Origin of the sequence: Kitasatospora fiedleri (genome assembly GCF_948472415.1) — a bacterium.
Taxonomy (GTDB): domain Bacteria; phylum Actinomycetota; class Actinomycetes; order Streptomycetales; family Streptomycetaceae; genus Kitasatospora; species Kitasatospora fiedleri.
Genome location: NZ_OX419519.1, coordinates 2,154,345 through 2,178,713 on the forward strand (window position 1 = coordinate 2,154,345; position 24,369 = coordinate 2,178,713).

At 74.2% G+C, this 24,369-nt stretch carries 22 protein-coding genes, 1 pseudogene and 2 riboswitches; of the genes and pseudogenes, 8 read left to right on the forward strand and 15 right to left on the reverse strand.

Annotated elements, in window-relative coordinates; all coding sequences use genetic code 11:
• Nucleotides 1-359 precede the first annotated feature (359 nt).
• Nucleotides 360-599, forward strand: coding sequence for a hypothetical protein (locus QMQ26_RS10145; RefSeq protein WP_318552226.1), 240 nt, complete (start codon nucleotides 360-362; stop codon nucleotides 597-599).
• Nucleotides 600-722: 123 nt separating this feature from the next.
• Here the strand turns inward: QMQ26_RS10145 and QMQ26_RS10150 are convergent, their stop codons facing one another.
• The 5 genes from QMQ26_RS10150 to QMQ26_RS10170 all read right to left on the reverse strand — a co-directional run bounded on the left by QMQ26_RS10150 (nucleotide 723) and on the right by QMQ26_RS10170 (nucleotide 4,751).
• On the reverse strand, nucleotides 723-1,499 hold the full coding sequence (locus tag QMQ26_RS10150) for an endonuclease/exonuclease/phosphatase family protein (protein WP_282205482.1): 777 nt from the start codon (nucleotides 1,497-1,499) through the stop codon (nucleotides 723-725).
• Between the two features lie 167 nt (nucleotides 1,500-1,666).
• Entirely contained in the window at nucleotides 1,667-2,608 is a 942-nt protein-coding gene (locus tag QMQ26_RS10155) for an ROK family glucokinase (RefSeq protein WP_100835832.1), read from the reverse strand.
• A 196-nt stretch (nucleotides 2,609-2,804) separates the two neighbouring features.
• On the reverse strand, nucleotides 2,805-3,116 hold the full coding sequence (locus QMQ26_RS10160; RefSeq protein ID WP_282205483.1) for a DUF5304 family protein: 312 nt from the start codon (nucleotides 3,114-3,116) through the stop codon (nucleotides 2,805-2,807).
• A gap of 28 nt (nucleotides 3,117-3,144) precedes the next feature.
• The gene (locus QMQ26_RS10165) at nucleotides 3,145-4,311 is read right to left on the reverse strand and encodes an ArsA family ATPase (RefSeq protein ID WP_282205484.1); all 1,167 of its coding nucleotides are present in this window, start codon (nucleotides 4,309-4,311) and stop codon (nucleotides 3,145-3,147) included.
• Between the two features lie 8 nt (nucleotides 4,312-4,319).
• Complete coding sequence (locus tag QMQ26_RS10170) at nucleotides 4,320-4,751, reverse strand: SRPBCC family protein (protein WP_100835835.1); 432 nt, start codon at nucleotides 4,749-4,751, stop codon at nucleotides 4,320-4,322.
• A 248-nt stretch (nucleotides 4,752-4,999) separates the two neighbouring features.
• On the opposite strand from QMQ26_RS10170, the pseudogene QMQ26_RS10175 reads away from it, so the two are divergent.
• Nucleotides 5,000-6,795 (forward strand): annotated as a pseudogene (locus QMQ26_RS10175) (AMP-dependent synthetase/ligase).
• A gap of 57 nt (nucleotides 6,796-6,852) precedes the next feature.
• On the opposite strand, the gene QMQ26_RS10180 reads toward QMQ26_RS10175, so the two are convergent.
• On the reverse strand, nucleotides 6,853-7,998 hold the full coding sequence (locus QMQ26_RS10180; protein WP_282205485.1) for a glycosyltransferase family 4 protein: 1,146 nt from the start codon (nucleotides 7,996-7,998) through the stop codon (nucleotides 6,853-6,855).
• A gap of 384 nt (nucleotides 7,999-8,382) precedes the next feature.
• Here QMQ26_RS10180 and QMQ26_RS10185 point away from each other — a divergent pair, with 384 nt between their 5' ends.
• Both QMQ26_RS10185 and QMQ26_RS10190 read left to right on the forward strand, forming a co-directional pair.
• A complete protein-coding gene (locus tag QMQ26_RS10185; RefSeq protein ID WP_282205486.1) occupies nucleotides 8,383-9,672 on the forward strand; it encodes a glycosyltransferase family 87 protein in 1,290 nt (429 codons plus the stop codon).
• A 229-nt stretch (nucleotides 9,673-9,901) separates the two neighbouring features.
• Nucleotides 9,902-10,696: a carbohydrate kinase family protein gene (locus tag QMQ26_RS10190; protein WP_282205487.1), complete on the forward strand. Its 795-nt coding sequence runs from the start codon at nucleotides 9,902-9,904 to the stop codon at nucleotides 10,694-10,696.
• A gap of 63 nt (nucleotides 10,697-10,759) precedes the next feature.
• Here the strand turns inward: QMQ26_RS10190 and QMQ26_RS10195 are convergent, their stop codons facing one another.
• From QMQ26_RS10195 to QMQ26_RS10220, 6 genes are all read right to left on the reverse strand, one after another.
• The gene (locus tag QMQ26_RS10195; protein ID WP_282205488.1) at nucleotides 10,760-11,809 is read right to left on the reverse strand and encodes a gluzincin family metallopeptidase; all 1,050 of its coding nucleotides are present in this window, start codon (nucleotides 11,807-11,809) and stop codon (nucleotides 10,760-10,762) included.
• Between the two features lie 227 nt (nucleotides 11,810-12,036).
• Nucleotides 12,037-13,098, reverse strand: a complete 1,062-nt coding sequence (locus tag QMQ26_RS10200; protein ID WP_282205489.1) for a C40 family peptidase — start codon at nucleotides 13,096-13,098, stop codon at nucleotides 12,037-12,039.
• Nucleotides 13,099-13,305: 207 nt separating this feature from the next.
• Nucleotides 13,306-14,400 carry a C40 family peptidase gene (locus QMQ26_RS10205; protein ID WP_100835842.1) on the reverse strand — a complete coding sequence of 365 codons (1,095 nt, stop codon included), beginning with the start codon at nucleotides 14,398-14,400 and terminating at the stop codon, nucleotides 13,306-13,308.
• Between the two features lie 10 nt (nucleotides 14,401-14,410).
• Nucleotides 14,411-14,567: riboswitch (cyclic di-AMP (ydaO/yuaA leader) on the reverse strand.
• 396 nt (nucleotides 14,568-14,963) lie between these two features.
• Entirely contained in the window at nucleotides 14,964-16,004 is a 1,041-nt protein-coding gene (locus tag QMQ26_RS10210; RefSeq protein WP_100835843.1) for a C40 family peptidase, read from the reverse strand.
• A 184-nt stretch (nucleotides 16,005-16,188) separates the two neighbouring features.
• On the reverse strand, nucleotides 16,189-17,568 hold the full coding sequence (locus tag QMQ26_RS10215) for an NYN domain-containing protein (RefSeq protein WP_282205490.1): 1,380 nt from the start codon (nucleotides 17,566-17,568) through the stop codon (nucleotides 16,189-16,191).
• 179 nt (nucleotides 17,569-17,747) lie between these two features.
• Nucleotides 17,748-18,014: a hypothetical protein gene (locus tag QMQ26_RS10220; RefSeq protein ID WP_100835845.1), complete on the reverse strand. Its 267-nt coding sequence runs from the start codon at nucleotides 18,012-18,014 to the stop codon at nucleotides 17,748-17,750.
• Nucleotides 18,015-18,163: 149 nt separating this feature from the next.
• Here QMQ26_RS10220 and QMQ26_RS10225 point away from each other — a divergent pair, with 149 nt between their 5' ends.
• Nucleotides 18,164-18,967 (forward strand): rhomboid family intramembrane serine protease, encoded by an 804-nt coding sequence (locus QMQ26_RS10225; RefSeq protein WP_282205491.1) that lies wholly within the window; start codon nucleotides 18,164-18,166, stop codon nucleotides 18,965-18,967.
• Nucleotides 18,964-19,245 carry an Lrp/AsnC ligand binding domain-containing protein gene (locus tag QMQ26_RS10230; RefSeq protein ID WP_100835847.1) on the forward strand — a complete coding sequence of 94 codons (282 nt, stop codon included), beginning with the start codon at nucleotides 18,964-18,966 and terminating at the stop codon, nucleotides 19,243-19,245. The genes QMQ26_RS10225 and QMQ26_RS10230 overlap by 4 nt, the downstream gene beginning before the upstream one ends.
• Nucleotides 19,246-19,249: 4 nt before the next feature.
• Here the strand turns inward: QMQ26_RS10230 and QMQ26_RS10235 are convergent, their stop codons facing one another.
• From QMQ26_RS10235 to QMQ26_RS10245, 3 genes are all read right to left on the reverse strand, one after another.
• A complete protein-coding gene (locus QMQ26_RS10235; RefSeq protein ID WP_282205492.1) occupies nucleotides 19,250-20,614 on the reverse strand; it encodes an aminotransferase class V-fold PLP-dependent enzyme in 1,365 nt (454 codons plus the stop codon).
• 47 nt (nucleotides 20,615-20,661) lie between these two features.
• A riboswitch (SAM riboswitch) is annotated at nucleotides 20,662-20,779 on the reverse strand.
• A 116-nt stretch (nucleotides 20,780-20,895) separates the two neighbouring features.
• Complete coding sequence (gene trpD, locus QMQ26_RS10240; protein WP_100835849.1) at nucleotides 20,896-21,969, reverse strand: anthranilate phosphoribosyltransferase; 1,074 nt, start codon at nucleotides 21,967-21,969, stop codon at nucleotides 20,896-20,898.
• Between the two features lie 128 nt (nucleotides 21,970-22,097).
• Nucleotides 22,098-22,523: a DNA-binding transcriptional response regulator gene (locus QMQ26_RS10245; protein WP_100835850.1), complete on the reverse strand. Its 426-nt coding sequence runs from the start codon at nucleotides 22,521-22,523 to the stop codon at nucleotides 22,098-22,100.
• 304 nt (nucleotides 22,524-22,827) lie between these two features.
• On the opposite strand from QMQ26_RS10245, the gene ctaE reads away from it, so the two are divergent.
• Together ctaE and qcrC are read left to right on the forward strand one after the other, a co-directional pair.
• Nucleotides 22,828-23,448: an aa3-type cytochrome oxidase subunit III gene (gene ctaE, locus QMQ26_RS10250; protein ID WP_030460978.1), complete on the forward strand. Its 621-nt coding sequence runs from the start codon at nucleotides 22,828-22,830 to the stop codon at nucleotides 23,446-23,448.
• A gap of 92 nt (nucleotides 23,449-23,540) precedes the next feature.
• On the forward strand, nucleotides 23,541-24,362 hold the full coding sequence (qcrC, locus tag QMQ26_RS10255; RefSeq protein ID WP_100835851.1) for a cytochrome bc1 complex diheme cytochrome c subunit: 822 nt from the start codon (nucleotides 23,541-23,543) through the stop codon (nucleotides 24,360-24,362).
• The last annotated feature ends 7 nt before the right edge of the window (nucleotides 24,363-24,369 follow it).

A 24,369-nucleotide genomic window follows, 5' to 3' on the forward strand; every position in this document is an offset into this window, starting at 1 on the left:
AAGGCGAACGACGACGAGGACCTGCCCCGCGAGGACGCCCAGGCGGCCGGGCCGGAGGCCGCCGGGGCCGGGCCCGAACCGGCTCCGCGCCGCCCCGCCGCGGGCAGCCAGGCCGAGCAGGACGCGATCTTCGCCGCGCTGGTCGCCCAGTTCGACGATCCGGTCGACCTCACCGATCCGGCCTGGCCCGAGGTGGAGAACCTGCGGGCGCAGAACGAGCGGGAGCGGGAGCGGCGCGGCCCGACCGCGCCCACCACCAGCAACGGCGGCCTGGGCGACTTCACGCCGCGCCCGGTCCCCGGCCGGGGGACGGGCCGCGCGACTACACGCCGGCCGAGGACGAGGACGAGGGCCACTTCGTGCCGCCGGAGCCCCCGCCGCTGCCCGCCGCCGACACCACCGCCAAGTTCGCCTGGCTGGCGGTGCTGGGCGGCCCGGCGCTGCTGCTGTTCGACGCGGTGGTCTGGCGCGAGGTCTCCGGCTGGCCCGCCTGGGTCGGCATCCTGTCCTTCCTGGGCGGCTTCGGCACCCTGGTGGCCCGGATGAAGGACCGCGACGAGGACGAGCCGGAGGACCCGAACGGCGGCGCCGTGGTCTGAGCCGGCCGCACCGCCCGGGGCCGGACGACCGCCCGGCCCCGCTCGCCACGACCCGGCTCGGCCCGGCTCGGCTCGGCCCGGGCTCACCAGGGCCCACCGCGGCTCACTGCGGCTCACTGCGGCTCACTGCGGCGCGGTCTGCTCCGGGGCGGGGATGCGCAGCGTCGCCAGCACCGGCAGGTGGTCGGTGGCCGCCCGCAGGTCCGCCTCCGTGACGCCCGGCAGCGGGTAGGGCACGCCGCAGCCCAGCACCTCGACGTCCGGGGTGGCGAACACCCCGTCGATCCGCTGGTAGGGCTGCTTGGGCACCGAGGTGTACGTCCCGCCCCAGGGGGCCTTGGCGTGCGCGTCGGTGAGTTCCGCCGCGAGGGCGCGCCAACCCGGGCCCTCCGGCGGCTCGTTGAAGTCTCCGGCGATCACGCCCGGTTCGCCGGGGCGGAGTTGGGCCCGCAGCAGGGCGAACTGCCTTAGCCGCTCGGCCGGTTCGAGGCTCAGGTGGCAGCTGGTCACCGAGAACGGCCGGCTGCCGCCGATCTGCAGCAGCGCGCCGGCGAAGCCGCGCGCGTGCAGCCCGCGGGTCTTCGGCAGCAGCACGTCCCGCAGCTCCAGCAGGTCGACCCGCAGGTTCCCCAGCAGCAGCGGCCCGGCCGCCACCCGTCCGCCGCCGGCCAGGATCACCGTCCCGGTCCGGTGGGCGAGCCAGGCCGCCGCCTTCTCGGTCTTCCAGTACCGGGGCGACTCCTGCACGCACACCACGTCCGGCTCGCAGGCCCGGATCACCCGGGCCACCGCGGCCCGGTCGTCCCGCAGCGACCGCACGTTGTAACTCAGCACCCGCACCCGACGCGCCCCGTCCGGCTCCACCCCGGAGGACGCCAACCCAGCCTCAGTGTCCGTCACCTGACCGACAGTAACAGGCGCCGGGCGCGCGCAGCGCGAAGAACCGGGCGCCCGGGGAGGGGCGGGCGGCGGTGCGCGGGCAGGGGGGCGGGGACGGGTGCGCGGCGTTCACCCGCCGCCGCGTGCCCGTCCCCGCACCCCTGTGCTCCGCGCGGTGCGCCCGCGCGTCAGATCCGGGCCAGGTCGGCCGCGCCGGCGATGCCCGCGGCCGAACCCATCGACGCCAGCACCACGTTGGCGCGGGGCCGGGCCGGGCCGCCGGTCAGGTACGTCTCGAAGCTCGCCGCGACCGGGTCGAGCAGCAGGTTGCCGGAGTCGGAGACGCCGCCGCCGAGGACGAAGACGCCCGGGTCGAACAGCGCGGCGAGGTCGGCCATGCCGCGACCGAGCCAGTCGGCGAGCTCGGCGTAGCAGGACAGCGCCAGCGCGTCGCCCTCCTCGGCGGCCTCGGTGATGTGGATGCCGCGGATGGTCTCGGCGACGCCGTCGTTGAGTTCGAGCATCCGCTTGCCGGCGATCGGGTCGGCGGCGGCGCGCTCGCGGCCGTAGCGGCGCAGCGCCCGCCCGGAGCCGTACTGCTCCCAGCAGCCGTGGCCGCCGCAGCCGCACTCCAGGCCGTCGGGGACCATGTTCAGGTGGCCGATCTCGCCGGCCACGCCGAACCGGCCGCGGTGCAGCCGGCCGTCGAGGACGATGCCGCCGCCGATGCCGGTGCCGACGGTGATCAGGACCATGTCCTCGTACTCGGCGGCGGCGCCGAACCGGAACTCGGCCCAGGCGGCGCAGTTGGCGTCGTTCTCGACGACGGTCTCCAGGCCGGTGAGTTCCTCGACGCGCTGCTTGAGGGGCTCGTTCTCCCAGGCGATGTTGGGCGCCATCAGGACGGTGGAGCGGTCCCGGTTGACGAAGCCGGGGGCGCCGACGCCGACCGCCGCGACGTCGGGGAACTGGTCCTTCAACTCCCGTACGCCCTGGGCGATGGCGTCGACCGCCCACTGGGGGTCGGCCGGGGTGGGCACCCGGGTCTTGGCCAGAATCTCGCCGGACTCGTCGACCACGCCTGCTGCGATCTTGGTACCGCCGACGTCCACGCCGATGGTCAGAGCCATGTGTCCCTCAGCTATTCACTCGTTCCCGCTCAGCGGAACCGTACCCGCTGAGGGGTACCCACGTATACAGCCTGGCGTACATTATTCGAAGGCAATTCCCGACCCATTGGTCATGGTGCCTTCAGAAGTCATACCAACGGTACCGTTCGGTAATGTATTGTCACCCTAGCGTGACAATGCCATTCGACCGCCTTAACTACTTGTCGGGGGCCTCCGCGGCCCCGTCCAGGTCCACCCGTTCGGTCTCGGCGTGTTGGGGCGCTGACCAGCTCCGTTCGTGCCCGGCCACGGCGGCCCGGTAGGCGGCCAGCAACTCCCCGCCGGCGGCGGCGAGGTGGCCGTACACCTCGGGGTTCGACTCGCGCAGCCGGCCGCCGAACTCCACGGCCTTGCCGCCCAGTGCGGTGGCGAACTTCCGCACCTCCTCCACCAGCGGCGCGAACTCCCCCGCACCGCCGGGCCGTTCCTGTTCCCTGCCCTGCTCCTGGTCCTGCTGTTCCGTGCTCACCGCGCCACTCCTCGTCCCTCGGTACCGGCTAGCCCCGCGGCCACAGCGCGGGATCGGGCGTGAACCGCACCGACAGCACCCCGTCCGCCAGCCCGGCCCCGCTGACGGTGCAACGGCGCAGGGCGGACGGGAGTGCCAGGACCCGCCGGTAACCTCCGACGCCGAGCACCAACTCGTCGCCGCGGCGCAGCAGTTCCAGGTCGCCCCGGTCGGCGCCGGGCAGCGGCAGGTGCCAGAGCAGCCGGTTCTCGGCGGCCAGCCGGTCCTCGACCCGCGGGTCGGCGGGGGCGGGCGGCCGGGGGGCGCCGGCGGCGTAGAGCCGTTCGGCCAGCGCCTCCGGGCCGCCGTCGGGCTGCCGGGCGACCAGCACCGGGACTTCGCCCAACTGCTCGGCGACGGCGGCCAGTTGCTCGTTCTGCCGGGCGGCCGTGGCGGCCAGCCAGGGGTCCGCGGAGCCGAGCGCGGCGGCGGGCAGCGCGCCGTGTGCGACGACGGCGTCCAGCGGCAGGCCGTGCAGGGCCAGCCCGGCCCTGATCCGGGCCAGCGCCCGGGGGGCGGGCCGGGCGGCGTCCAGCACCAGGCGGACGGTGGTGCCGGGGGCGGTGATCGCGGCGGCGGCCTCGGCGAGCGCGGCGGAGGCGGCGGCCCGGGCCTCGAACAGCCGGTCGGTGGGCATCGGGACGCCGGCCAGGTTGGCCAGCAGCGGGCGCAGCGCGCGGGCGGCCTGGCGCTGCTCGGGCAGCAGCCGGGCCAGGTAGCGCTCCAGTTGGGCGGGCAGCGCGAGGGTGGCGATCAGTTCGGCGGGCGGCGGGGCGGCGACCACCAGCACCTCGGCCTTGGCCCGGGGCAGGGCGCGCAGCAGGGCGAGGGCGCGGGTGCCGGGCAGCGGGGCGAGTTCGTCGGGGTCGAGCGGCTGGGCGCCGATCAGGTCGAGCGCGGGGGCGAGCCGGTCGCGGTAGCCGTCGAGGGCGGCCCGGAAGGCGGCCTGCTCGTCGAGCCGGGCGGCGGCCAGGTGCGGTTCCAGCTCGACGGGCTCGGGGCCGAGCCGGACGCCGAGCAGGTCGTCGGCGGCGCGGTGCGGGTCGTCGGCGGCCAGCAGCAGGGTGTCGCTGCCCCGCCGGGCGTGGTGCAGGGCGGTGGCGGCGGCGATCCGGGCGGACTCCGGGCCGCTGACCAGTACGGTGCGGGTGGCCACGAGCCGGATCAGCCCTCGACGCGCTTCTTCAGGCCGGCCAGGGCCCGGTCGATGATGACCTTCTCGGCCTTGCGCTTGATCATGCCGAGCATCGGGATCTTGACGTCCACGGCCAGCTGGTAGGTGACCTCGGTGCCCTTCCCGGCGGCGGCGAGCGCGTACGAGCCGTCCAGGGCGCGCAGCATCTGGCTGCTGACCAGCGTCCAGCCGACCTCGCGGTCGCCGTCCCAGGTGTAGGCCAGGGTGTGCTCGTCGCGGATCGCACCGGCGTCCAGCAGCAGCCGCACCTTGGCGGCGCGGCCGTCGGGGCCGGTCTCCAGGACGTCGATCTCCTTCACCTCGCCGGTCCACTCCGGGTAGGCGGCGAAGTCGGCGATCACCGCCATGACCTCGGCCGGGGTGGCGTCGATGACAATGCTCGACCTGGTGTGCTCCGCCATTGCGGCCTCCGCGATCTCCCTGTGCTGCTGTGCGCCCAGCAGAGGCTATCGCGGGCGGGGCCGCCCGCTTCCCGCGCGGGCACCTACCGGCGGGTCACCTCCGCGCTGCCGTAGGGTTCGGTTCGGTCCACCCGCACTTCCGACCTGCGGTGTGACGATCGGAACACCCGGGCCGACCCCCCTGGCCGAACCTGCCTACCCGGCAGTAACGTCCAGTCGTCCCGCAGCGTCGCAGACGAGGAGCAGTCTTGCTCGACGAGTTCAGCCTTCCGGCCCGCTACCAGGTACCGAGCGACGGCAACCTCGCCGACCTGGTCCACCAGAACGCGGAGCGGCACCCGGGCGTCGCTGTGCTCAGCCGCAAGTCCGCCGGACAGTGGCAGGACCTCACCGCCGCCCAGTTCCTCGCCGAGGTGCACGCCGTCGCCAAGGGCCTGGTCGCCACCGGCGTCGGCCCCGGCGACCGGGTCGCCGTGATGTCCCGCACCCGCTACGAGTGGACGCTGCTCGACTTCGCGATCTGGACCGCCGGCGCGATCACCGTCCCGGTGTACGAGACCTCCTCCGCCGAACAGGTGCAGTGGATCCTCGGCGACTCCGGCGCCCTCGCCGTCGTCACCGAGACCGACCAGCACGCCGCCGTGGTCGACGACGTCCGCGGCGCCCTGCCCGGGCTGGCGCACACCTGGCAGATCGAGCGGGGCGGCATCGCGGCCCTGACCCTGGCCGGCGCCGGCGTGGACGACGCGGTGATCGCCGAACGCCGGGCGCTGGCCGGACCGGACTCGATCGCCACCATCGTCTACACCTCCGGCACCACCGGTCGCCCCAAGGGCTGTCAGCTCACCCACGGCAACTTCCTCGCCGAACTGGGCAACGTCACCGCCCGGATGCCCGAGCTGTTCCGCACCGGCGAGTCCTCCGTCCTGCTGTTCCTGCCGCTGGCCCACGTGCTCGGCCGGATCGCCGAGATCGCCGCCGCCATCGCCCCGGTCAAGCTCGGCCACGTCTCCGACGTCAAGAACGTCACCGAGGAGCTCGGCTCCTTCAAGCCGACGCTGATCCTCGGCGTCCCCCGGGTCTTCGAGAAGGTCTACAACACCGCCCGCGCCAAGGCCCAGTCCGACGGCAAGGGCAGGATCTTCGACCGGGCCGCCGACACCGCCGTCGCCTACAGCCGCGCCCTCGACACCGGCCGCCCCCGCTCGGCCTGCGCGTCCGGCACGCGGTCTTCGACCGGCTGGTCTACAGCAAGCTCCGCAACGCCCTCGGCGGGCGCTGCCGGTACGCCATCTCCGGCGGCGCCCCGCTCGGCGAGCGGCTCGGCCACTTCTACCGCGGCATCGGCTTCGTCGTCCTGGAGGGCTACGGCCTCACCGAGTCCTGCGCCGCGACCGCCTTCAACCCGAACGACAAGCCGAAGATCGGCACCGTCGGCCAGCCGCTGCCCGGCTCCGCGGTCCGGATCGCCGAGGACGGCGAGGTCCTGCTCAAGGGCCCGCAGGTCTTCACCGGCTACTGGAACAACCCCGCCGCCACCGCCGACGCCCTGCGGGACGGCTGGTTCGCCACCGGCGACCTCGGCTCGCTGGACGACGAGGGCTACCTGACCATCACCGGCCGCAAGAAGGAGATCATCGTCACCGCCGGCGGCAAGAACGTCGCCCCCGCGGTGATCGAGGACCGGATTCGCGCCCACGCGATCGTCGGCGAGGTCATGGTGGTCGGCGACCGCAGGCCCTTCATCGCCTGCCTGGTCACCGTGGACGACGAGTTCTTCCCGCGCTGGAAGGCCCTCAACGGCAAGCCCGCCGACGCCACCGTCGAACAGCTCCGCGACGACCCCGACCTGCTCGCCGCCGTCCAGGCCGCGATCGACGACGGCAACCAGGCCGTCTCGCACGCCGAGGCGGTCAAGAAGTTCCGCCTCCTCACCACCACCTTCACCGAGGCCGGCGGCCACCTCACCCCCTCCCTCAAGCTCAAGCGCAACGTCGTCCTCAAGGACTTCGCCGCCGAGATCGAGGCGCTCTACACCAGGTGAGGCGAACCCGGGGGCGCAGTTCCCCGCGCCCCCGGGTTCGCCTCCCGCTCCGCCGGCCTACCGCTCGGGCGACAGCAGCCCCGTGAGCCGCTCCGCGAGCATGTCCCAGCGCCAGGCCGCGTGCACCCACGCGCGCCCGGCCTCGCCCATCTCGCGGCGCAGCCGCTCGTCGCCCAGCAGCCGCACCAGCCGTTCCGCGAGCAGCGCCTCGCCGCCCTGGCCCGGCACCACGTACCCGGTCTCGCCCTCGCGGACCGCGTCCGGCGCCCCGCCCGAGTCCCCGGCGACCACCGGCAGTCCGGTCGCGGAGGCCTCCAGGTAGACGATGCCCAGGCCCTCGACGTCCAGGCCGCCCCGGCGGGTGCGGCAGGGCATGGCGAAGACGTCGCCGGCCCCGTAGTGCGCGGGCAGTTCCTCCCAGGGCACCGCGCCGGTGAAGACCACCGAGGAGCGGACGCCCACCGTGTCGACGAGCTTCTCCAGCTCGGCCCGGTACGGCCCGCCGCCGACGATCAGCAGCACCGCGTCGGGCTGGGCGGCCAGCACCCGCGGGAGGGCCCGGATCAGCGTGTCCTGGCCCTTGCGCGGCACCAGCCGCGACACGCACACCACCACCGGCCGCTCGCTGAGCCCGAGCCCGGCCCGCACCGCGTCCCCGCCGGAGTCCGGCCGGAAGGTGGACTCGTCGACGCCGGGCGGCAGTTGGACCATCCGGCGGGCGGCGTCCGGGCCGACCGCCCGGGCGATCCGGGCGCGGGTGTACTCGCCCAGGTAGGTCAGCACGTCCGTCCCGGCCCCGATCCGGCGCAGCAGCTGCGCGGAGACCGGGAGTTGGGCCCAGGCGGCCTCGTGCCCGTGGGTCATGCCGAGCAGCCGTCCGGCGCCGGCCCGGCGCAGCGCGGGGGCCATCAGGCCGAGCGGGGCGGCGGCGCCGAACCAGACCGAGGTGCAGCCCTCCGCCCGGAGGATCTCGGCGGCGCGGCGGGTCACCCGCGGCGTCGGGACCATCATCCTCGTCCGGTCCCGGACCACCGGGAAGGGCTGCCGGGCGTCGAACTCGGCGACCTCCCGGCCGTCCCGCCAGGTGGAGGCGTACACCACGACCGACCCGGCGGGCTGCCGGACGGCCATGTTGTGCACGAACGCCTGGATTCCGCCGGGCCTGGGCGGGAAGTCGTTGGTGACGATGAGGGTCTTGTGCATGCCGCGGCTCGCTCGGTCGGGGGGTGCTCGGACTACCTGTGAGTGGTCCGTACGATAGGTCACCGTGCCCGTCCACCGGGAACGCGGGCCGCGCCGCCGGCCGCCCCGGCCACCGCACCGCCGACCGCACCGCCGGTCCGGCGGACGGGGGCCGGAACGGGACCGGACCGGAGCCGCCCGCCGCCCGGGCGATCCGGACACGGTTCGGTGACGTCGGGAGCGCCGCCGCAACCGTTCGGGCCGGCCGGCGGTCCTTCCGGTGGGGCCCCGTCCGCCCGGTGTTCCGGCGTGCACGCGACGACCTGAAGGAGCGCAGTGGAGTCAGCCCAGGCCGAGAGGCCCGGTGGCGCGGAGCCGTCGGCGCCGTCATCCCCGGCCGTTGCCGTGCCGAGCCGCCGTCCGCTGTGGGCCCTGGCCGGCGGCTGGGTGGCGACCAGGGTGCTGGTCGTCCTGATGGCTGTCAACGTGCTGAAGATCGGCGACGTGAGCTCCGACATCTCGGTGATCTACCACAGCTGGTACGAGGTGCTGCGCACCGGCACCTTCCCGCTGGACGACGTGACCTGGCAGTACCCGCCGGGCGCGGCGCTGGTGATCCTGCTGCCGGGGCTGCTGCCCTGGTCGTACCTGGTGTCGTTCTTCGTGATCTGCGGGGTGGTGGACGCGGCCGCGATGGCGCTGCTGATGCGGGCGGGCGTCCGCCGGGGCCGCAGCTACCTGGGCGGCTGGTACTGGGTGGTGGGCGTGCCGCTGCTGGGGCCGACGGCGTACTGCCGGTACGACATCATCGTGACGGCGCTGGCGGTGGCCGGCCTGCTGGTGATGCTGCGGCGTCCGGCGCTGAGCGGGGTGCTGCTGGGCCTGGGCGGCCTGTTGAAGGTGTGGCCGCTGCTGGCGCTGATCGGCTCGCCGCGCGGGCGGCGGACCCGGCGGGCGTGGACCTCGGCGGTGGCGTTCGCGGCGGCGCTGGGGTTCCTGCTGACGGCGGGCATGAACGGGGCGTTCGAGTTCCTGAAGTTCCAGTCGGAGCGCGGCATCGAGATCGAGTCGGTGGGCGCGCTGCCGCTGCACTTCGCCCGGCTGGCGGGGTCGTGGCACGGCACCGTGACGATGAACTACGGCTCGACGGAGTTCCTCGGGCCGTGGGTGCCGGTGATCTCCAAGGTGATGGTCGGGCTGTCGGTGCTGGGCTTCGGCTGGCTGCTGGTGTGGCGGCTGCGGGCGGCCCGCTGGACGGCGGCGACCACCTTCGACGCGGCGCTGTGCGCGCTGCTGATCTTCGTCACGACCAGCCGGGTGATCAGCCCGCAGTACCTGATCTGGGTGGTCGGCCTGGTCGCGGTCTGCCTGACGGTGCGCGGCAGCAGCCAGCGCCCGGTGGCGGTGCCGGTGCTGGTGGCGGCGGCGCTGACCACCTTGGAGTTCCCGGTGATGTTCGGCTCGGTGAACCACAGCGAGCTGGACGGCGTGCTGGTGCTGACCGCCCGCAACCTGCTGCTGGTGGCGTGCACGGTGCTGTCGGCGTACCGGCTGTGGCGCTCGACCCGGCGGCGGGAGGCGCTGACCACGGTGGTGCTGCCGGCCGGGCAGGTGGGCCCGCAGTACCCGGTGCGCCCGGGCATCGCCTACGAGCAGGACCTGCTGGACGACCTCACCCCGGCCGACCGCCCCTGACCCGGCCCTGTCCCGGCCCTGACCCGGCCCTGTCGCGGCCCTCCCCGGTCCTGTCCCGGACCACCGCCTGCAAGTTTCTGAAACTCCTTGCAGCGCGGGTCCCGGGCTGTCACCATCACCGGATGATCGACTACGACATCCTGATCGTCGGTGGCGTCGGCGTGGACACCATCGTGCGGGTGGACCGGCTGGAGGTCCCCCCGGGCCGCGACTCGCTGGCCGTCCCCCGGTGCTGGACTACCCGGCGCACACCGGCAACGGCGTGGCCCTGGCCTGCCTGGCGCTCGGTCTGCGCACCAAGTTCGCCGACTTCCTCGGCGACGACCCGCAGGGCGCCCTGGTGCTGGCCGAGTACGCCCGCCGCGGCCTGGACTTCAGCCACCTGCCCGCCCCGGCCGGCACCCCGCGCAGCGTCAACCTGGTCGACCGGGACGGCCTGCGGTTCTCCTTCTACGACGGCCGGCACCCGGCGGACGCCCGGCTGCCGCGCGCGTTCTGGCTGCCGCTGCTGGAGCGCTCGGCGCACGTCCACCTGTCGATCACCGGCGTCAACCGGGACATGTACCCGGACATCGAGCGGCTGGGCCGCAGCAGCTCCACCGACCTGCACGCCTGGGACGGCGCCAACGGGCACCACCTGCACTACGCCCTCCGCTCGGACCTGGTGTTCCTCTCCGCGGCGGGCCTCGGGGGCCGACCGGAGGCGGCGATGCGCGCGGTGCTGGCCCGGGGCCGGGCCGAGCTGGTGGTGGCCACCGCGGGCGCGGACGGCGCCTTCCTGCTGACCCGGGAGGACGCTGCGCCCCGGCACTTCCCGGCGGTCGACCCGGGCGCCCCGGTCGTGGACAGCAACGGCGCGGGCGACGCCTTCGTCGCCGGCTTCCTGCACCGGCGGCTGGCGGGCCGCCCGGTGGAGGAGTGCATGCGGGCCGGCGCGGTGGCCGGGGCGTACACCTGCACCGTCGCGGGCACCCACACCGCGTTCCTGGACGCGCCCGGCCTGGAGCGGGCCCTCGACGCCTGAGCGCGGCACCCTGCCCGGATCAGCCCGGATCAGCCCGGATCAGCCCGGATCAGCCCGCCCGGCTCAGCTCCGGAGCCGGGCCACCTCGGCCGTCCAGTCCTTGGTGAACTCCGCCACCCCGAGCCCGAGTTGGGCCTTCATGGCGCGCTCCAGCCCGCCCTCGCCGAAGGCCCCGACGGTGCGGTAGAGCGCCACCAGCCGGTCCTGCCCGTACCGGCGGGCGATCAGGTCGCAGGCCAGCCAGGCCAGCTCGTAGGCCTGGGCGATGCCGGCCGCACCGGCCGTGAACGCCTCGTCGGCGGGCAGCGCGGCGGGCAGCCGCCCGGCCTGGACGTCCTTGGCCAGCTCGGGGGCGATCTGCCGGGCGGTGCGCCCGGCGTCCCGGTAGCCGGTGTAGTCGGCGACGCCCTCGGAGAGCCACAGCGGCGTCCAGGACCTGGTGTCGGCCCGGGTGGCGACGTGGGTGGCCTCGTGGGTGACCACCACCCGGCGGCCGAGTTCGCTGAGCTGCCGGTACGCGTCGGGGTTGACCACGATCCGGTCGGCGGGGGTGTGCACGGGGGCGCCGCCGACCGCCAGGGTGACCGCCGCTATGCCCTGGTAGGCGTCCGCGGAGACGTCCATCCGGCGGGCGAACTGCTGCTCGGTGAGCGGCAGTTCGAGCAGCAGCCGACCCGCGAACGGCCCCCAGACCGCCTCCACCGCGGGCACCGCCCGGTCCGCCAGCTCGGCCAGCGCGGCCAGTTCCGCCACCTCGCCGAGGCCGAGCACCAGGCCGCGCCTGCCCTCCGCGGTCCGGACGGTGCCCAGGTCCCAGGGCGCGGCCGCGCCGGTCGGCACCTCCCGGGCCACCCGCCAGCCGGCCGCCTCACGCACCAGCTCGACCTGCCGCTCCAGCAGCACCGGGTAGTCGTCCACCCCGGCCAACCGGTAGCCCAGTTCGGCGCCGACCCGCACCCGGTCCGCGTCGGCGGGCGGCTCGGCGAAGGAGGTCAGCTTCAGCGTGTACGCGGCGAAGCGCAGCCCGGCGGTCCGGGTCAGCAGGTCCCGGTCGGCCTCCTCGGCGCCGTCCGCGGAGCCCGCCAGCAGCCCGGCGGTGTCCCGGCCGGCCACCGCGCGGGCCCGCTGCTCCAGCAGCCGTACGGCGGTCTCCCGCAGCCCGGGCGGCGGCGCGGGCGGCGCGGCGGGGGCCGGCCGGGCGGGCCGGACCGGCGGGAGCGAGAGCTGGGTGGCCCCGGCGGCGGCCAGCAGCAGGGCGGCCCGCCGGGACAGCGGAGCACCGGCCCGGCCCGGCCCGGTGGCCGTCGCCGGGTCGGTGACCAGGGGCTCGTCGACGAGGCTCAGACCCGCACCACCGTGTTGACCGGCATCGCGCCGACGCTCTCGTAGCGGACCCGGGCCCCGGGGTAGGGGGCGTGCACGACGACGCCCCCGCCGGCGTACATGCCGACGTGGTGCCTGTCGCTGTAGAAGATCACCAGGTCTCCGGGCCGGGCTTCGGCGAGGCTCACCCGCCGGCCGGCCGTGGCCTGCGCCTGCGAGGTCCGCGGCAGGGTCACTCCGGCCTGCCGCCACGACCAGTACATCAGACCGGAGCAGTCGAAGGTGCCGGGGCCGGTCGATCCGTAGACGTAGGGGGAGCCGATCTTGGAGAGGGCGGCGGCCAGCGCGGCGGCGGCCCGGTCGGAGGAGGGCGGCTGGTCGCCGAGGTCGATCCGGTCGGTGCCGCGGGTGGCGCGCTGCCGGGCCGCCCGGGCGTCGTCGGCCGTCAGCCGGGCCCGCTCGGCGGGGGCGAGGCCGTTCAGCAGCCGCTGGGCCGTGGCCAGCCGCTCGCGGACCTCGTCCTTGGCGGCGGACAGCCGCTGCCTGGCCCGCTCCAGCTCGTCGAGCTTGGCGCCGGCCTCGTGCCGGCGCTCGTCGAGCCGCCGGGCCCGCTCGGCCAGCTCGCGCAGCCGGTCGCCCTGCCGGGCGGTGGCCTGTTCGAGCGAGCGGGCGCCGGTCAGGTAGCCGGCCGGGTCCTGGTCGAGCATCAGCCGGACGGCGGGGTCGATGCCCTGGGAGCGGTACTCGGCGGCGGCGACGGCGCCCAGGTCGCCACGCATCCGGTTCAGCTCCTCCTGCCCGGCGGCGACCTGGTCCTGGAGGGCGCCGGCCTCGGCCTGGAGCCGCCGCTGCTGCTCCAGCGCGGCGTTGCACTGCTCGGAGGCCCGCTCGGCCTCCTCGTAGAGCTGGTCGACCCGGGCCTTGACCTCGCCGCGGTTGGGCGGGTCGGCGGGGCTGAGCGGGGCCGCGGCGGCCCCGCCCACGGTCAGGCCGAGCGCGCCGGTGGCGGCGGCGGTGAGCGCCAGGGCGCGGGCGAGGCGCTGGACGCCGGGCAGTGGGGTGCGGCGGGGCACGGACACGCGCGACGGCTCCGTTCTGCGGCCGGCCTCCGCCGCCGCCCGCGGTCGGACGGCCGTCCTCGCGGGGGCCCGGGGGCAGAGGTTAGCGATTCCGGCCGATCCAGTCCAAACCCCGACAGCACCGAATATTTGACCCCTAATCGGGCATTCGCACGAGAACGGCCCGGCACCCCGTACGGGGTACCGGGCCGGGGCCTCGACGGAGCGTCAGATCCGGACGATCCGGTTGATCGGCATGGCGGTCGCCGACTCGTAGCGGACCTGCGCGCCGGTGTGCGGGGCGTGGATGATCTGCCCGTTGCCGACGTACATGCCGACGTGGTGCTGGTCGCCGTAGTAGATGATCAGGTCGCCCGGGCGGGCGTTGGCGATGTTGGTGCCGAGGCTGGTGCCGGCCCCGGCCTGCGCCTGCGAGGTGCGCGGGATCGACACCCCGGCCTGCTTGTAGGCCCACTGCATCAGCCCGGAGCAGTCGAAGGTGCTCGGCCCGGCCGCGCCGTAGGAGTACCAGCTGCCCAGCTTGGAGGCCGCCGCGCCGACCGCGTTGCCCGAGAAGCTGGAGGACGCCGGGGCGTTCAGCTCCGCCCGGCCGCTGTCGCGGGAGGCCCGCGGCTGCTGCTGCTGTTGCTGCTGCTGGGCGGAGTCGGCCTTCGCCTTGGCGTCCGCGGCGGCCTTGGCCTCGGCGGCGGCGAGCTGCTCGCGCTCCTGCTGGGTCAGCGTGTTGAGCAGTTCCTGGGCCTTGGCCAGCTTCGCCTGGACGTCCTCCTTGTCGGCCTTGAGGGCCTTGGTGGTGGTGTCCAGTTCGGCGAGCTTGGTCTCGGCCTCCTTGCGCTGCGCGTCGAGCTTGGCCTGCTCGTTCTGGAAGGTCTTGAGCAGGTCGGCCTGGGTGGAGCCGACCGCGTTCAGCGCGCCGGCCTGGCCCAGGAAGGTGTCCGGGCTGCTGGAGAGCATCAGCTGCATGGTCTGCGGCATGGTGCCGGTGCGGTACTGCTCGGCGGCGATGCCGGCCAGCGACTCCCGGGCGGAGGTCACCTGCTCCTGCTGCCGGGCGAGCTGGTCCTGGAGCTGGCCGACCTGCTTCTGCAGGTCCTGCTGCTTCTCGACCGAGGCGTTGAGCGCCTCCGTCTTCACCTCGGCCTGCTCGTTGAGCTCGTCGACCTGGGCCTTGACCTGGTCCTTGGTCGGTGCCGGGTCGGCGTGCGCCCCGCCCTGGGCGGAGAGCGCCACGGCAGCGGCGGCGGTGGCAGTGAGAATCGAGACCCGGGCACGGCCGACGGGCTTGGGACGGCGATGGGACGCCACGAAGGCGGACTCCTTCTTCCTCACACCGCCTACCGGGTGAGCTGACGGGTTCGGGCTGGAAGAGATGCCCTACGGCGCTTCACCGACCGCGCGCGGCGGTCGGCCCGGCGCCGATTCACCCCGGGGGAACGTGGTTCCCCGGCTCCGTTCGACAGCACCCCCGCAGGGGTATCCCCGTCGGCAGACCCGGTGTTGACGGTCTGCCCGCTGCGTCACGGACTCGGCGGCGACCTCCGCCGCCGCCCCCCTTGGGCGATCGACACTGCGGTGGTCGAAGCACGACCCTAGTAACCGATCCGTGATCCGTTCAAATCCTTGTCGGAAAAAAATCTGATTCTGAATCAAATACCTCGACACATATGACCGAACGTGATCGATTCACTACCCAGCACGGAGCAATTCTCACCCTGCGGCCGAGAAACACCACACCCGGGCGTGTCACGGATCACAGCGGGATCTCGACCGGCCCGGGCGTGTCACGGTACGTCAATTGTCGCCCGACGGGGCGTTTGTCCGATTCGCCGGACCGTCGGTCGGCCCCGACCAGACCCAACCGGACCCGGTCAGACCCGGCGGATGGTGGAGATCGGCAGGGTGTCGACCTTCATCGTCTTCACCACGTCACCGGTGCGCGGCGCGTGCACCACCAGGCCGTTGCCGATGTACATGCCGACGTGGTGCCGGTCGCCGTAGTAGATGACCAGGTCGCCGGGCTGCGCGTTGTGCCAGTCGGTGCCCACGTTGGTGCCGTAGCTGCCCTGCGACTGCGAGGTGCGCGGCAGCGAGACGCCGGCCTGCTTGTACGCCCACACCATCAGGCCCGAGCAGTCGAAGGTGCTCGACCCGGTGGCGCCCCACACGTACGCCGAGCCCTGCTTGCCGAGCGCGGCCGCCACCGCGGTCGCCGCGTAGCCGCTGGCCGGCGGCAGGGTGGACGGGTCCACCCGGGAGGCGCTGCGCGAGGCGGTGCCGCCGCCCGAGCCGCGGAGGATGGAGGCGCGGTCCGCGGCGTTCAGCTTGGAGAGCAGCTTCTGCGCCTCGGCGAGCTTGGCGTTCACGTCGTTCTTGGCGTCGTTGAGCGCCTGGGTCTGGCTGTCCAGCTCCTGGAGGACCTGGGAGGCCTCCTGCTTCTGCTGGTCCAGGCGGCGCTGCTGGTCCTTGAGCGACTTGAGCGTCTCGGCCTGGGTGCTGGCCGCCTGCCCGAAGGAGGTGGCCTGGGTGAGGTACTGGTCCGGGTTCGAGGAGAGCATCAGCTGCATCGACGGGTCGACGCCGCCCTGCCGGTACTGGTCGCCGGCCACCGCCGCCAGCCCGGAGGCCAGCTCGGTCAACTGCTCCTGGCCGCGGGCCACCTGGTCCTGCAGGTCGTCGGCCTGCTTGCGGAGCTGGTCGGCCCGCTCCTTGGCGCCGTTGTACTTCTCGGCGGACTGCTCCTGCTCCTCCAGCAGCTTGTCGACCTGCGCCTTCACCTCGTCCTTGTTCGGCTGGGCCGGGGCGGCGTGCGCGCTGGCCTGGGCCGTCAGGGCGACCGCGGTCGCGGCGGCAGCGGTGAACACGGAGATCCGCGCACGGCTCGGCTGCTTGGGACGGCGGTGGGAGGCCAAGGGGGAGCTCCTTCTTCCTGCTGGACTCACCCCGACGAGTGATGGTCCGGAATATAGGTTTGACGCCAGACCCTAGTGAAGTCCCCGCCCCCGCGTCCACTCCCGGGGGCTTTCGGATGCCCACCCCCGCCCCCTTTCACGGGACCGTCACACTCCGGCCGCCCGGGGGCCCGCCGACCACCCCTCAGCTGCGCGCCAGCCGGTTCAGCAGCAGCACCGAGGCCACCGGCCGCGCCCCCGCCTTGCGGACCCCGTCGGCGACCTCCCGGTCGGCGGAGACCACCACCACCGGACGGCCCTGCGGCTCGGCCCGCACCAGCCGGCGGATCAGCTCGTCCGCGGTCTCCCCGGTCCGGCTGAAACGCACCCGCACCCCGCGCGGCGGGGCCATGATCACCGGCACGTCCAGGTCCTGGCCGTCGAACACGCAGGTCACCTCGGCCTGGGTGCGCTGGGCCAGCATCGCCAGCCCGCCCAGCAGCCGCATCCGCTGCTGCTCCAGCGGCAGTTGGGGGTAGCCGGTCTTGGTCACGTTGTAGCCGTCCACCACCAGGTGGACCTGCGGGATGGCCAGCAGCTGGTCCAACAGCGCCGGGTCGTCCTCGGCCAGGCCGCGCCGGGCCACGTCGTGCGGCGAGGCCGAACCGGGCTCGACCGCCTCCACCAGGTCGGCCGGGCGCAGCGCGGTCACCGGCAGCGCCAGCTCGCGCTGGAGGCCCTGGGCCGACTGCAGCACGCTGTCCAGCAGCAGCCGCAGCCGCATGTCCTCGACGCTGCGGCCCTCCCGGGCGGTGCGCCGCCCGCTCTCCACCGCGGCCTCCAGCTCGGCGACCCGGTGCCGCAGCCGCCGGGCCTCGCTCTCGGCGGCGCTGCGCTCGGCGGCGGCGGCGGCCCGGGCCTCGGCCAGCTCCCCGGCCAGCCGGCGGTTCTCGGCCTGCGCCCGCCGGGTGTCCGCCTCCAGCGAGCGGACCTTCTTGCGCAGCGACTCCGCCTCCCGGCGCACCCCCTCGGCCTCGGCCCGGTGCCGCTCCAGCTCGCCGCGGGCCGCGGCCCGGGCCTCGGCCAGCTCCTCCTGGAGCTTCTCGGCCAGCCGGGCGGCCTCGGCGGCGGCGCCCTCGGCGTCGACCCGCTCGGCCTCCTCGCCGGCCTCCTCCACCAGCCGGGCCCAGCCGGACGGGCGGACCAGGTAGGCGGCGGCGGCCACGTCCATCGGGTCGGCGGCGGCCGGGACGGCGCCCGACTCCAGGGCCTGCACCAGGTCGGGCTGGCCGAGCCGCAGCCGTTCGGCTATCCGGACCCGGAACGCCGGGTCCGACTCCAGCGCGGCGGCCAGCGCGGTCGCCGCGTACTTGGCCCGCCGGGCCGGGGTGAACTTGGCGTACGGGCGCAGCGAGGCGGGCAGCTCGGCCGGGGCGATGCCGCCGAGCGCGTCCGAGGCGATGCCGACCACCCGCCGGCGCACGCCCTCGGGCAGGGGGCGCCCGGCCGTCTCCGCCGCGTCGTCCCGGGCCGGGGCGGGCGCGGTCCCGTCCGGGCCCGCCGGCGCGTTCGCTGCCTCCGCCACTGTCCTCGGCTCCGATCCTGGTCCTGGCGGGCCCTCCCGGCGGGTGCCGGGCGGGGGTTGGTGTCCGCCGCTGCTGCCAATTGTCCCGTCTACCGTGCCGCTCCGACAGCACCCCGCCGACGAGTGCGCCCCGCGCCCCCGTCCGGGCCGGACGGGAACGCGGGGCGGTGGGGACGGCGTCAGCCCTGCTGGGCCCCGCCCTCCGCGGACTCCTCGGCGCCGGGGCGGGCCACCAGCTCGACCTGGTCGACGGCGTTGCACCAGCGGCAGCGCACGGACTCGATGGTCTCCGCGAGCACCTGGGTCTCCTCGACCTTGGACTCGCCGGAGAGGTCGAAGTGCAGGAAGTCGGTCACCCGGGACGAGCGGGTGACGTCGAAACGGGTCAGGTTGCCGCACAGGGTGCAGCGCCAGCGGGTCTCGGCGGTCGGCGCGGCAATGCTCATCAGTGGTCCCTCTCGGCTGGTCCCGGTTCCGGGCCTCCAGCCTATTGCCTGCCGCCGGACGGGCGGATCACCGGTCCACAGCCCGGACGCTCACCCGACCGGAGCAGCGCCCGGTGTCGCGGGTGCGCCCCCGAGGAATGCTGACCGGCATGGTGCTCTCCGCCCCCGCCCGGGCCGGTTCGCCGGCGGCCGAGCGGGCCGCCCGCACCCCGGTCGCCGGCTACCTGCTGATCGCCCTGGCCGCGCTGGCCATGCTGCTCGGCCCGTCCGGCCCGAACCCGCTGTACGGCAGCGGCGACGCCCGGGCCTGCGCCGAGCAGCGCTACGAGCACCGCTGGGGCGCCGTCCCGGCCGAGCTGCTGGGGGGCCGTCCGCTGACGGCGGCCCAGCTGTCGGCGCTCCCCCCGGCGGCGCCCGGCTGCGTGCTGCCGGCCACCCCCGGCAAGATCCCCGAACTGTCGGTGCTGACCGCGCTGTTCGTCCACGCGGGCTGGCTGCACCTGGTGGGCAACCTGCTGTTCCTGTTCGTCTTCGGCCCGGCCGTGGAGGCCCGGCTGGGCCGGGTCCGCTTCCTGGTCGGCTACCTGGCGATCGGCTACCTGGCCACCTACGGCTACGCGCTGGCCGAGGCGGGCACCCCGGACGCGGTGCGGGCGCTGGTCGGCGCGTCCGGCGCGATCGCCGGGGTGCTGGGCGCGTTCCTGCGGCTGTACCCGAGGGCCCGGGTGACCACGCTGGTGCCGGCCCTGCTCTTCCTCCCGCTGCGCTTCCCGGCCTGGCTGGTGCTCGGCCTGTGGTTCGCGCTGCAGTTCTGGTCGGTCACCTCCGGCGGCGACGGGGTGGCCTACCTGGTGCACGTGATCGGCTTCGTGACGGGCTGGCTGTTCGCGTGGGCCGCCCGTCCGGCGGGCGATACCCTGGGCGCACCTTCTCGAACAGGAGTCGTCCAGTGATCACCGCGATCGTCCTCATCAACACCGACGTCGACCGGATTCCCGAGATCGCCGAGGCGATCGCCGCCATCGAGGGCGTCAGCGAGGTCTACTCCGTCACCGGCACCTACGACCTGGTCGCGATGGTCCGGGTCCGCAACCACGAGGACCTGGCCGAGGTGATCCCCGGCCGCCTCAACAAGGTCCCGGGCGTCTCCAACACCGAGACCCACATCGCCTTCCGCACCTACTCCCAGCACGACCTGGAGGCCGCGTTCTCGCTCGGCCTGGACGGCTGAGCGCTCAGCGCTGCTGCTGGGTGTCGACCACGCAGCGGCCGCCCTCGTTGCGGTAGGTCCACTTCGCGCCGTCGCTGACCAGCTCGCGCACCGCGGTCAGGAACCGGTCCAGGTGCTCGACGGGCGTCCCGGCGCCGAAGCTGACCCGGATCGCGTTCAGGCTGCGCTCCCCCGGCAGCGAGGACTCCGGCGCCCCGCACTCGCTCGGGGCGCTTTCCTCGCCGCCGAGCAGGGTGCGCACCAGCGGGTGCGCGCAGAACAGCCCGTCCCGGACGCCGATGCCGTACTCGGCGGAGAGCGCGGCCGAGAAGTGCGAGCTGTTCCAGCCGCGCACCACGAACGACACCACGCCGACCCGGTCCGCGCCCTCGCCGAACAGGCTGAGCACCCGCACCTCGGGGATCGCCGCCAGGCCCTCGGTCAGCTTGGCCACCAGCGCCCGCTCGCGGGCCTCCAGCGCCTCGAAGCCGGCCTCGTCCAGCGCCCGGCAGGCCGAGGCGATCGCGTACGCGCCGATCACGTTCGGCGAACCGGCCTCGTGCCGCGCCGGGCCGGTGTGCCACTCCACCGCCACCGAGCCGTCCAGCTCGCGGGCCACCGTCCGGCTCGCCCCGCCGCCGGCCAGGTACGGCTCCGCGGCGTCCAGCCAGTCCGAGCGGCCCGCCAGCACTCCGGCGCCGAACGGCGCGTACAGCTTGTGCCCGGAGAACGCCACCCAGTCGACGTCCAACTCCCGCACCGAGACCCGGTGGTGGGGCGCCAGCTGGGCCGCGTCCAGCACCACCCGGGCGCCGTAGCGGTGCGCGACGGCGGTCAGCTCCCTGACCGGCCACAGCTCGCCGGTCACGTTCGACGCCCCGGTCACGCAGAACAGCTTCGGCCCCTCGGCCGCCCCCAGCAGCGCCTCCTCCAGTGCCGCCACCGCCTCCGCGTGCGACCGCGGCGCCCGCAGGTAGCGCACCGTCAGGCCCTCGCGCCGCCACGGCAGCAGCGAGGCATGGTGCTCGGTCTCGAACGCGAACACCTCGGTCCCGGCCGGGACCGCTCCCGCCAGCAGGTTCAGCGAGTCGGTGGTCGCCCGGGTGAACACCACCTGGTCCCCGTCCCGCAGGCCCAGGAACTCGGCGACGGTCCGCCGGCTCTGCTCGAACAGGTCGGTCGACAGCTGCGACAGGTACCCGGCCCCCCGGTGCACCGACCCGTAGTACGGCGCGTACGCCGCGACGTCGTCCCACACCCGCTTCAGCGCCGGGGCGCTCGCCGCGTAGTCCAGCGCCGCGTAGCCGACCTTCTCGCCGGAAGCCAGCGGCACCTCGACGTCCCCGCCCAGCACCGCCAGCGGCTCGCAGATCTCGGTGGTCACAGACATGGGTGCACTCCTCCACAGGGTCAGGACCCCGGAGGAGCTGCACCGGAAGTCCGCGCTTGCCGCGCGGACTGGTCGCCGCACGGCCTGGTCCTCACCCAGGGCACCCCGCCACGGACGGAGGGTTGCCGGACAGCCAGCTGGGGCTTCGCGCTGTCACTCATGACCTGGCGAAAACAGTACACGAGACGCGTCCCGTCTCAACACCCGTCCACATGGCGAGAAGGCGCGGGGCGGCCGAGGGGCCGGGGGAACGACGGCCCCGGCCCCCGGACGGGCGTCCGCTACGCCTGCGTCGCCTCCGCCCAGCGCTTCAGCAGCGCCCCCGCCGCCCCCGAGTCGATCGCCGCCGCGGTCCGCTCCATCGCCGCCGCGATCTGCGCGGTGAGCGGCGCCTCCCCCAGCTCCAGCGCGACCAGCGCGGCCGCGCTGTTGAGCAGGACGGCGTCCCGCACCGGTCCGCGCTCGCCGTTCAGGACCCGCCGGGCGACGTCCGCGTTGTGCTCGGCGTCGGCGCCGCGCAGGGCCTCGATGCCGACCAGCTCGATCCCCACCTCGCGCGGGTCGAACCCGGTCTCCGTCACCTCGCCGCCGCGGATCACCCAGACGTGCGAGGTGGTGGTGACGGTCAACTCGTCGAGCCCGTCGTCCCCCCGGAAGACCAGCCCCTGCGCGCCGCGCCGGGCCAGCACGCCGGCGATCAGGCCGGCCAGCCGGGTGTCGAAGCAGCCGACGGCGTGCGAGGTGACCTTGGCCGGGTTGGTGAGCGGGCCGAGGATGTTGAAGACCGTCGGGACGGCCAGTTCGGCCCGCGCCTGGGCGGTGTGCCGCATCGAGGGGTGGAACCTGGCGGCGAAGCAGAAGGTCAGGCCGACCTCCTCGGCCACCGCCGCGACCCGGTCGGCGGGCAGTTCCAGGTTGATGCCGAGGCGGCCGAGCACGTCGGAGGAGCCGGAGGCCGAGGAGGAGGCCCGGTTGCCGTGCTTGACCACCTTCGCCCCGGCGGCGGCCGCGACCACCGCGGACATGGTGGAGATGTTGACCGTCCTGGCCCGGTCGCCGCCGGTGCCGACGATGTCGACCGCCGGGCCGGGGATGTCCAGCGGCACCGCGTGCGCGTACATCGCCTCGACCAGGCCGGCGATCTCCTCGACCGTCTCGCCCTTGCCGCGCATCGCGATCAGGAAGCCGCCCACCTGGACGGGGCTGGCCTCGCCGCTCATGATCCGGTCCATCGCCCAGGCGGTGTCGGCCTGCGAGAGGTCGTTGCCCTGGAGCAGCGAGCTGAGCAGGTCGGGCCAGGTGCGGACCACCTGCGCGGGCTCGCTACCGCCGTTCGCAGAGTGCGCGTTCACCATGGCTGACTCCAGCTCTCGTCATCGTCCCGGAGGAATCCCGAAGAAACGACGTCAGCCTATCGAGCGAGCGGGGACGGCCGCCCCGGGTTGCCGCCCCCTTCTCTCCAGCTGAGACGCGGCGGCGCCGGTCAGCGCCCGGCGGGCGCCCGCCGGGCGAGCCGGGCCCGCAGCAGCGCGGTCGCGGCGTCGGCGAGGCCGACCGGGTCGACCGGGTGGGAGATCGCGGCGTCGGCCCGGCTCCAGGCGGCGAGCCAGGAGTCCTGCGGCCGGCCGATCACCACCAGGACCGGCGGGCAGCCGTAGATCTCGTCCTTCAGCTGCCGGGTCAGGCCGAGACCGCCGACCGGGGCGGCCTCGCCGTCCAGGACGCAGAGGTCGACGCCGCCCTTCTCCAGGGCCCGCAGCACCGCGGGCGCGGTGGCGCACTCCAGGTAGTCGAGGGCGGGGACGTCCGCGGCGGGCCGCCGGCCGAGGGCGAGGGTCACCTGCTCACGGGTGTTGCGGTCGTCGCTGTAGACGAGAACGGTGAGCGTCTCGTCGGAGTGCTGCGCCATGGCCCCTGCTTCCTGGTGCTCGTCCTCTTATATGTGTGCTCACGCCGGGCGGCCCCGACCGAACGGCCCAGTGTGACCCGGGCCACGTCCTTGGACGGATGCTACTCCCGCGCGCCCGTCCTGCGGAGACCCCGACGCGATCTCGCTCAAGCCGCCGCGCCCGGGAGTCACTCCGGCGGCCCAGCGCGCTCACCCGCTCGAACAACCGTCAGAAAACGGGCGGTGCGCGAGGCGGGCATACCTCACGCACCGGACACTCCGAGGGAGACCCCCCGGCGTGAAGACGGAATAAGGGACCGACATAATGTCCGTCGTGGCGACAGCAACAGCAACAGAAACCGGACACGCGCACGGAGCGGTCAACAGGCCGAACCTGGTCAGCGTCGGAACCATTGTCTGGCTGAGCTCGGAGCTGATGTTCTTCGCGGCCCTGTTCGCGATGTACTTCACCCTCCGCTCGGTCAAGGGTGCCGAGTTCTGGCACGAGAAGGCCCATGCCCTCAACGTGCCGTTCTCCTCGGTCAACACCACGATCCTGGTGCTCTCCTCGCTCACCTGCCAGCTCGGCGTGTTCGCCGCCGAGCGCGGTGACGTGAAGAAGCTGCGCTCGTGGTTCACGATCACCTTCGTGATGGGCGCCATCTTCATCGGCGGCCAGATCTTCGAGTACACCGAGCTGGTCAAGAAGGACGGCCTGTCGCTGTCCTCGGACCCGTACGGCACGGTGTTCTACCTGACCACCGGCTTCCACGGACTCCACGTGACGGGTGGTCTGATCGCCTTCCTGCTGGTCCTCGGACGGACCTACGCGGCGCGGCGGTTCACCCACGAGCAGGCAACCGCGGCGATCGTGGTGTCGTACTACTGGCACTTCGTCGACGTCGTGTGGATCGGCCTGTTCGCGACCATCTACCTGATCAAGTAACAGCCGCCCCGCCCCTGACCCGGCGTCACCTTCGACGCCTGGGAGTCGGGGGCAGGCTGCTGCCGACCAGATCCTGACACCGGGGTTATTCCGTGAAAAAGCTCTCCGCACGACGGCGCCACCCACTGGCGGCGGTCGTCGTTCTACTTCTCGCCCTGGCGGCCACCGGGGGGCTGTACGCCGCTTTCGCGCCCGCCGAGAAGGCGCAGGCCGACAGCTCGGCGCAGTCGCTCGCCATCGACGAGGGCAAGAAGCTCTTCGCCGTCGGCTGCTCCTCCTGCCACGGCCTGAACGGCCAGGGCACTTCTGACGGCCCGTCGCTGGTCGGCGTCGGTTCCGCGGCGGTCGACTTCCAGGTCGGCACCGGCCGCATGCCGGCCCAGCAGCCGGGCGCCCAGGTCCCGCGCAAGAAGACCATCTACTCCCAGGCCGAGATCGACCAGCTGGCCGCCTACGTGGCCTCGCTGGGCCCGGGCCCGGTCGCTCCGGACAGCAAGCAGTACCAGCCCTCCGACGACCCGGTGACCAACGCCGAGCAGGTCGCCAAGGGCGGCGAGCTGTTCCGCACCAACTGCGCCCAGTGCCACAACTTCGCCGGCAAGGGCGGCGCGCTGACCAACGGCAAGTACGCGCCGTCGCTGGAGGGCGTGGACGCGAAGCACATCTACGAGGCCATGCAGACCGGCCCGCAGAACATGCCGTCCTTCCCCGACACCACCATGCCGGAGGAGCAGAAGCGCCAGATCGTGGCCTTCGTCCGCCACACGAACGACGAGCCCAACCCCGGTGGTCTCGCGCTGGGCAGCCTCGGTCCGGTGACCGAGGGCCTGTTCGGCTGGATCTTCGGTCTCGGCGCGCTGATCGCGATCGCGATCTGGGTCGCCGCCCACACCACCAAGGCCAAGAAGTCATGAGCCACGA

What these genes read in the sequence shown, in the direction of transcription:
- QMQ26_RS10220 (WP_100835845.1), bottom strand. Translation starts at nt 18,014, where the DNA reads ATGAGCATTGCCGCGCCGACCGCCGAGACCCGCTGGCGCTGCACCCTG.
- QMQ26_RS10245 (WP_100835850.1), bottom strand. Translation starts at nt 22,523, where the DNA reads ATGGCGCAGCACTCCGACGAGACGCTCACCGTTCTCGTCTACAGCGAC.
- trpD (WP_100835849.1), bottom strand. Translation starts at nt 21,969, where the DNA reads ATGGTGAACGCGCACTCTGCGAACGGCGGTAGCGAGCCCGCGCAGGTG.
- QMQ26_RS10235 (WP_282205492.1), bottom strand. Translation starts at nt 20,614, where the DNA reads ATGTCTGTGACCACCGAGATCTGCGAGCCGCTGGCGGTGCTGGGCGGG.
- QMQ26_RS10180 (WP_282205485.1), bottom strand. Translation starts at nt 7,998, where the DNA reads ATGCACAAGACCCTCATCGTCACCAACGACTTCCCGCCCAGGCCCGGC.
- QMQ26_RS10155 (WP_100835832.1), bottom strand. Translation starts at nt 2,608, where the DNA reads ATGGCTCTGACCATCGGCGTGGACGTCGGCGGTACCAAGATCGCAGCA.
- QMQ26_RS10170 (WP_100835835.1), bottom strand. Translation starts at nt 4,751, where the DNA reads ATGGCGGAGCACACCAGGTCGAGCATTGTCATCGACGCCACCCCGGCC.
- QMQ26_RS10225 (WP_282205491.1), top strand. Translation starts at nt 18,164, where the DNA reads ATGGTGCTCTCCGCCCCCGCCCGGGCCGGTTCGCCGGCGGCCGAGCGG.
- ctaE (WP_030460978.1), top strand. Translation starts at nt 22,828, where the DNA reads ATGTCCGTCGTGGCGACAGCAACAGCAACAGAAACCGGACACGCGCAC.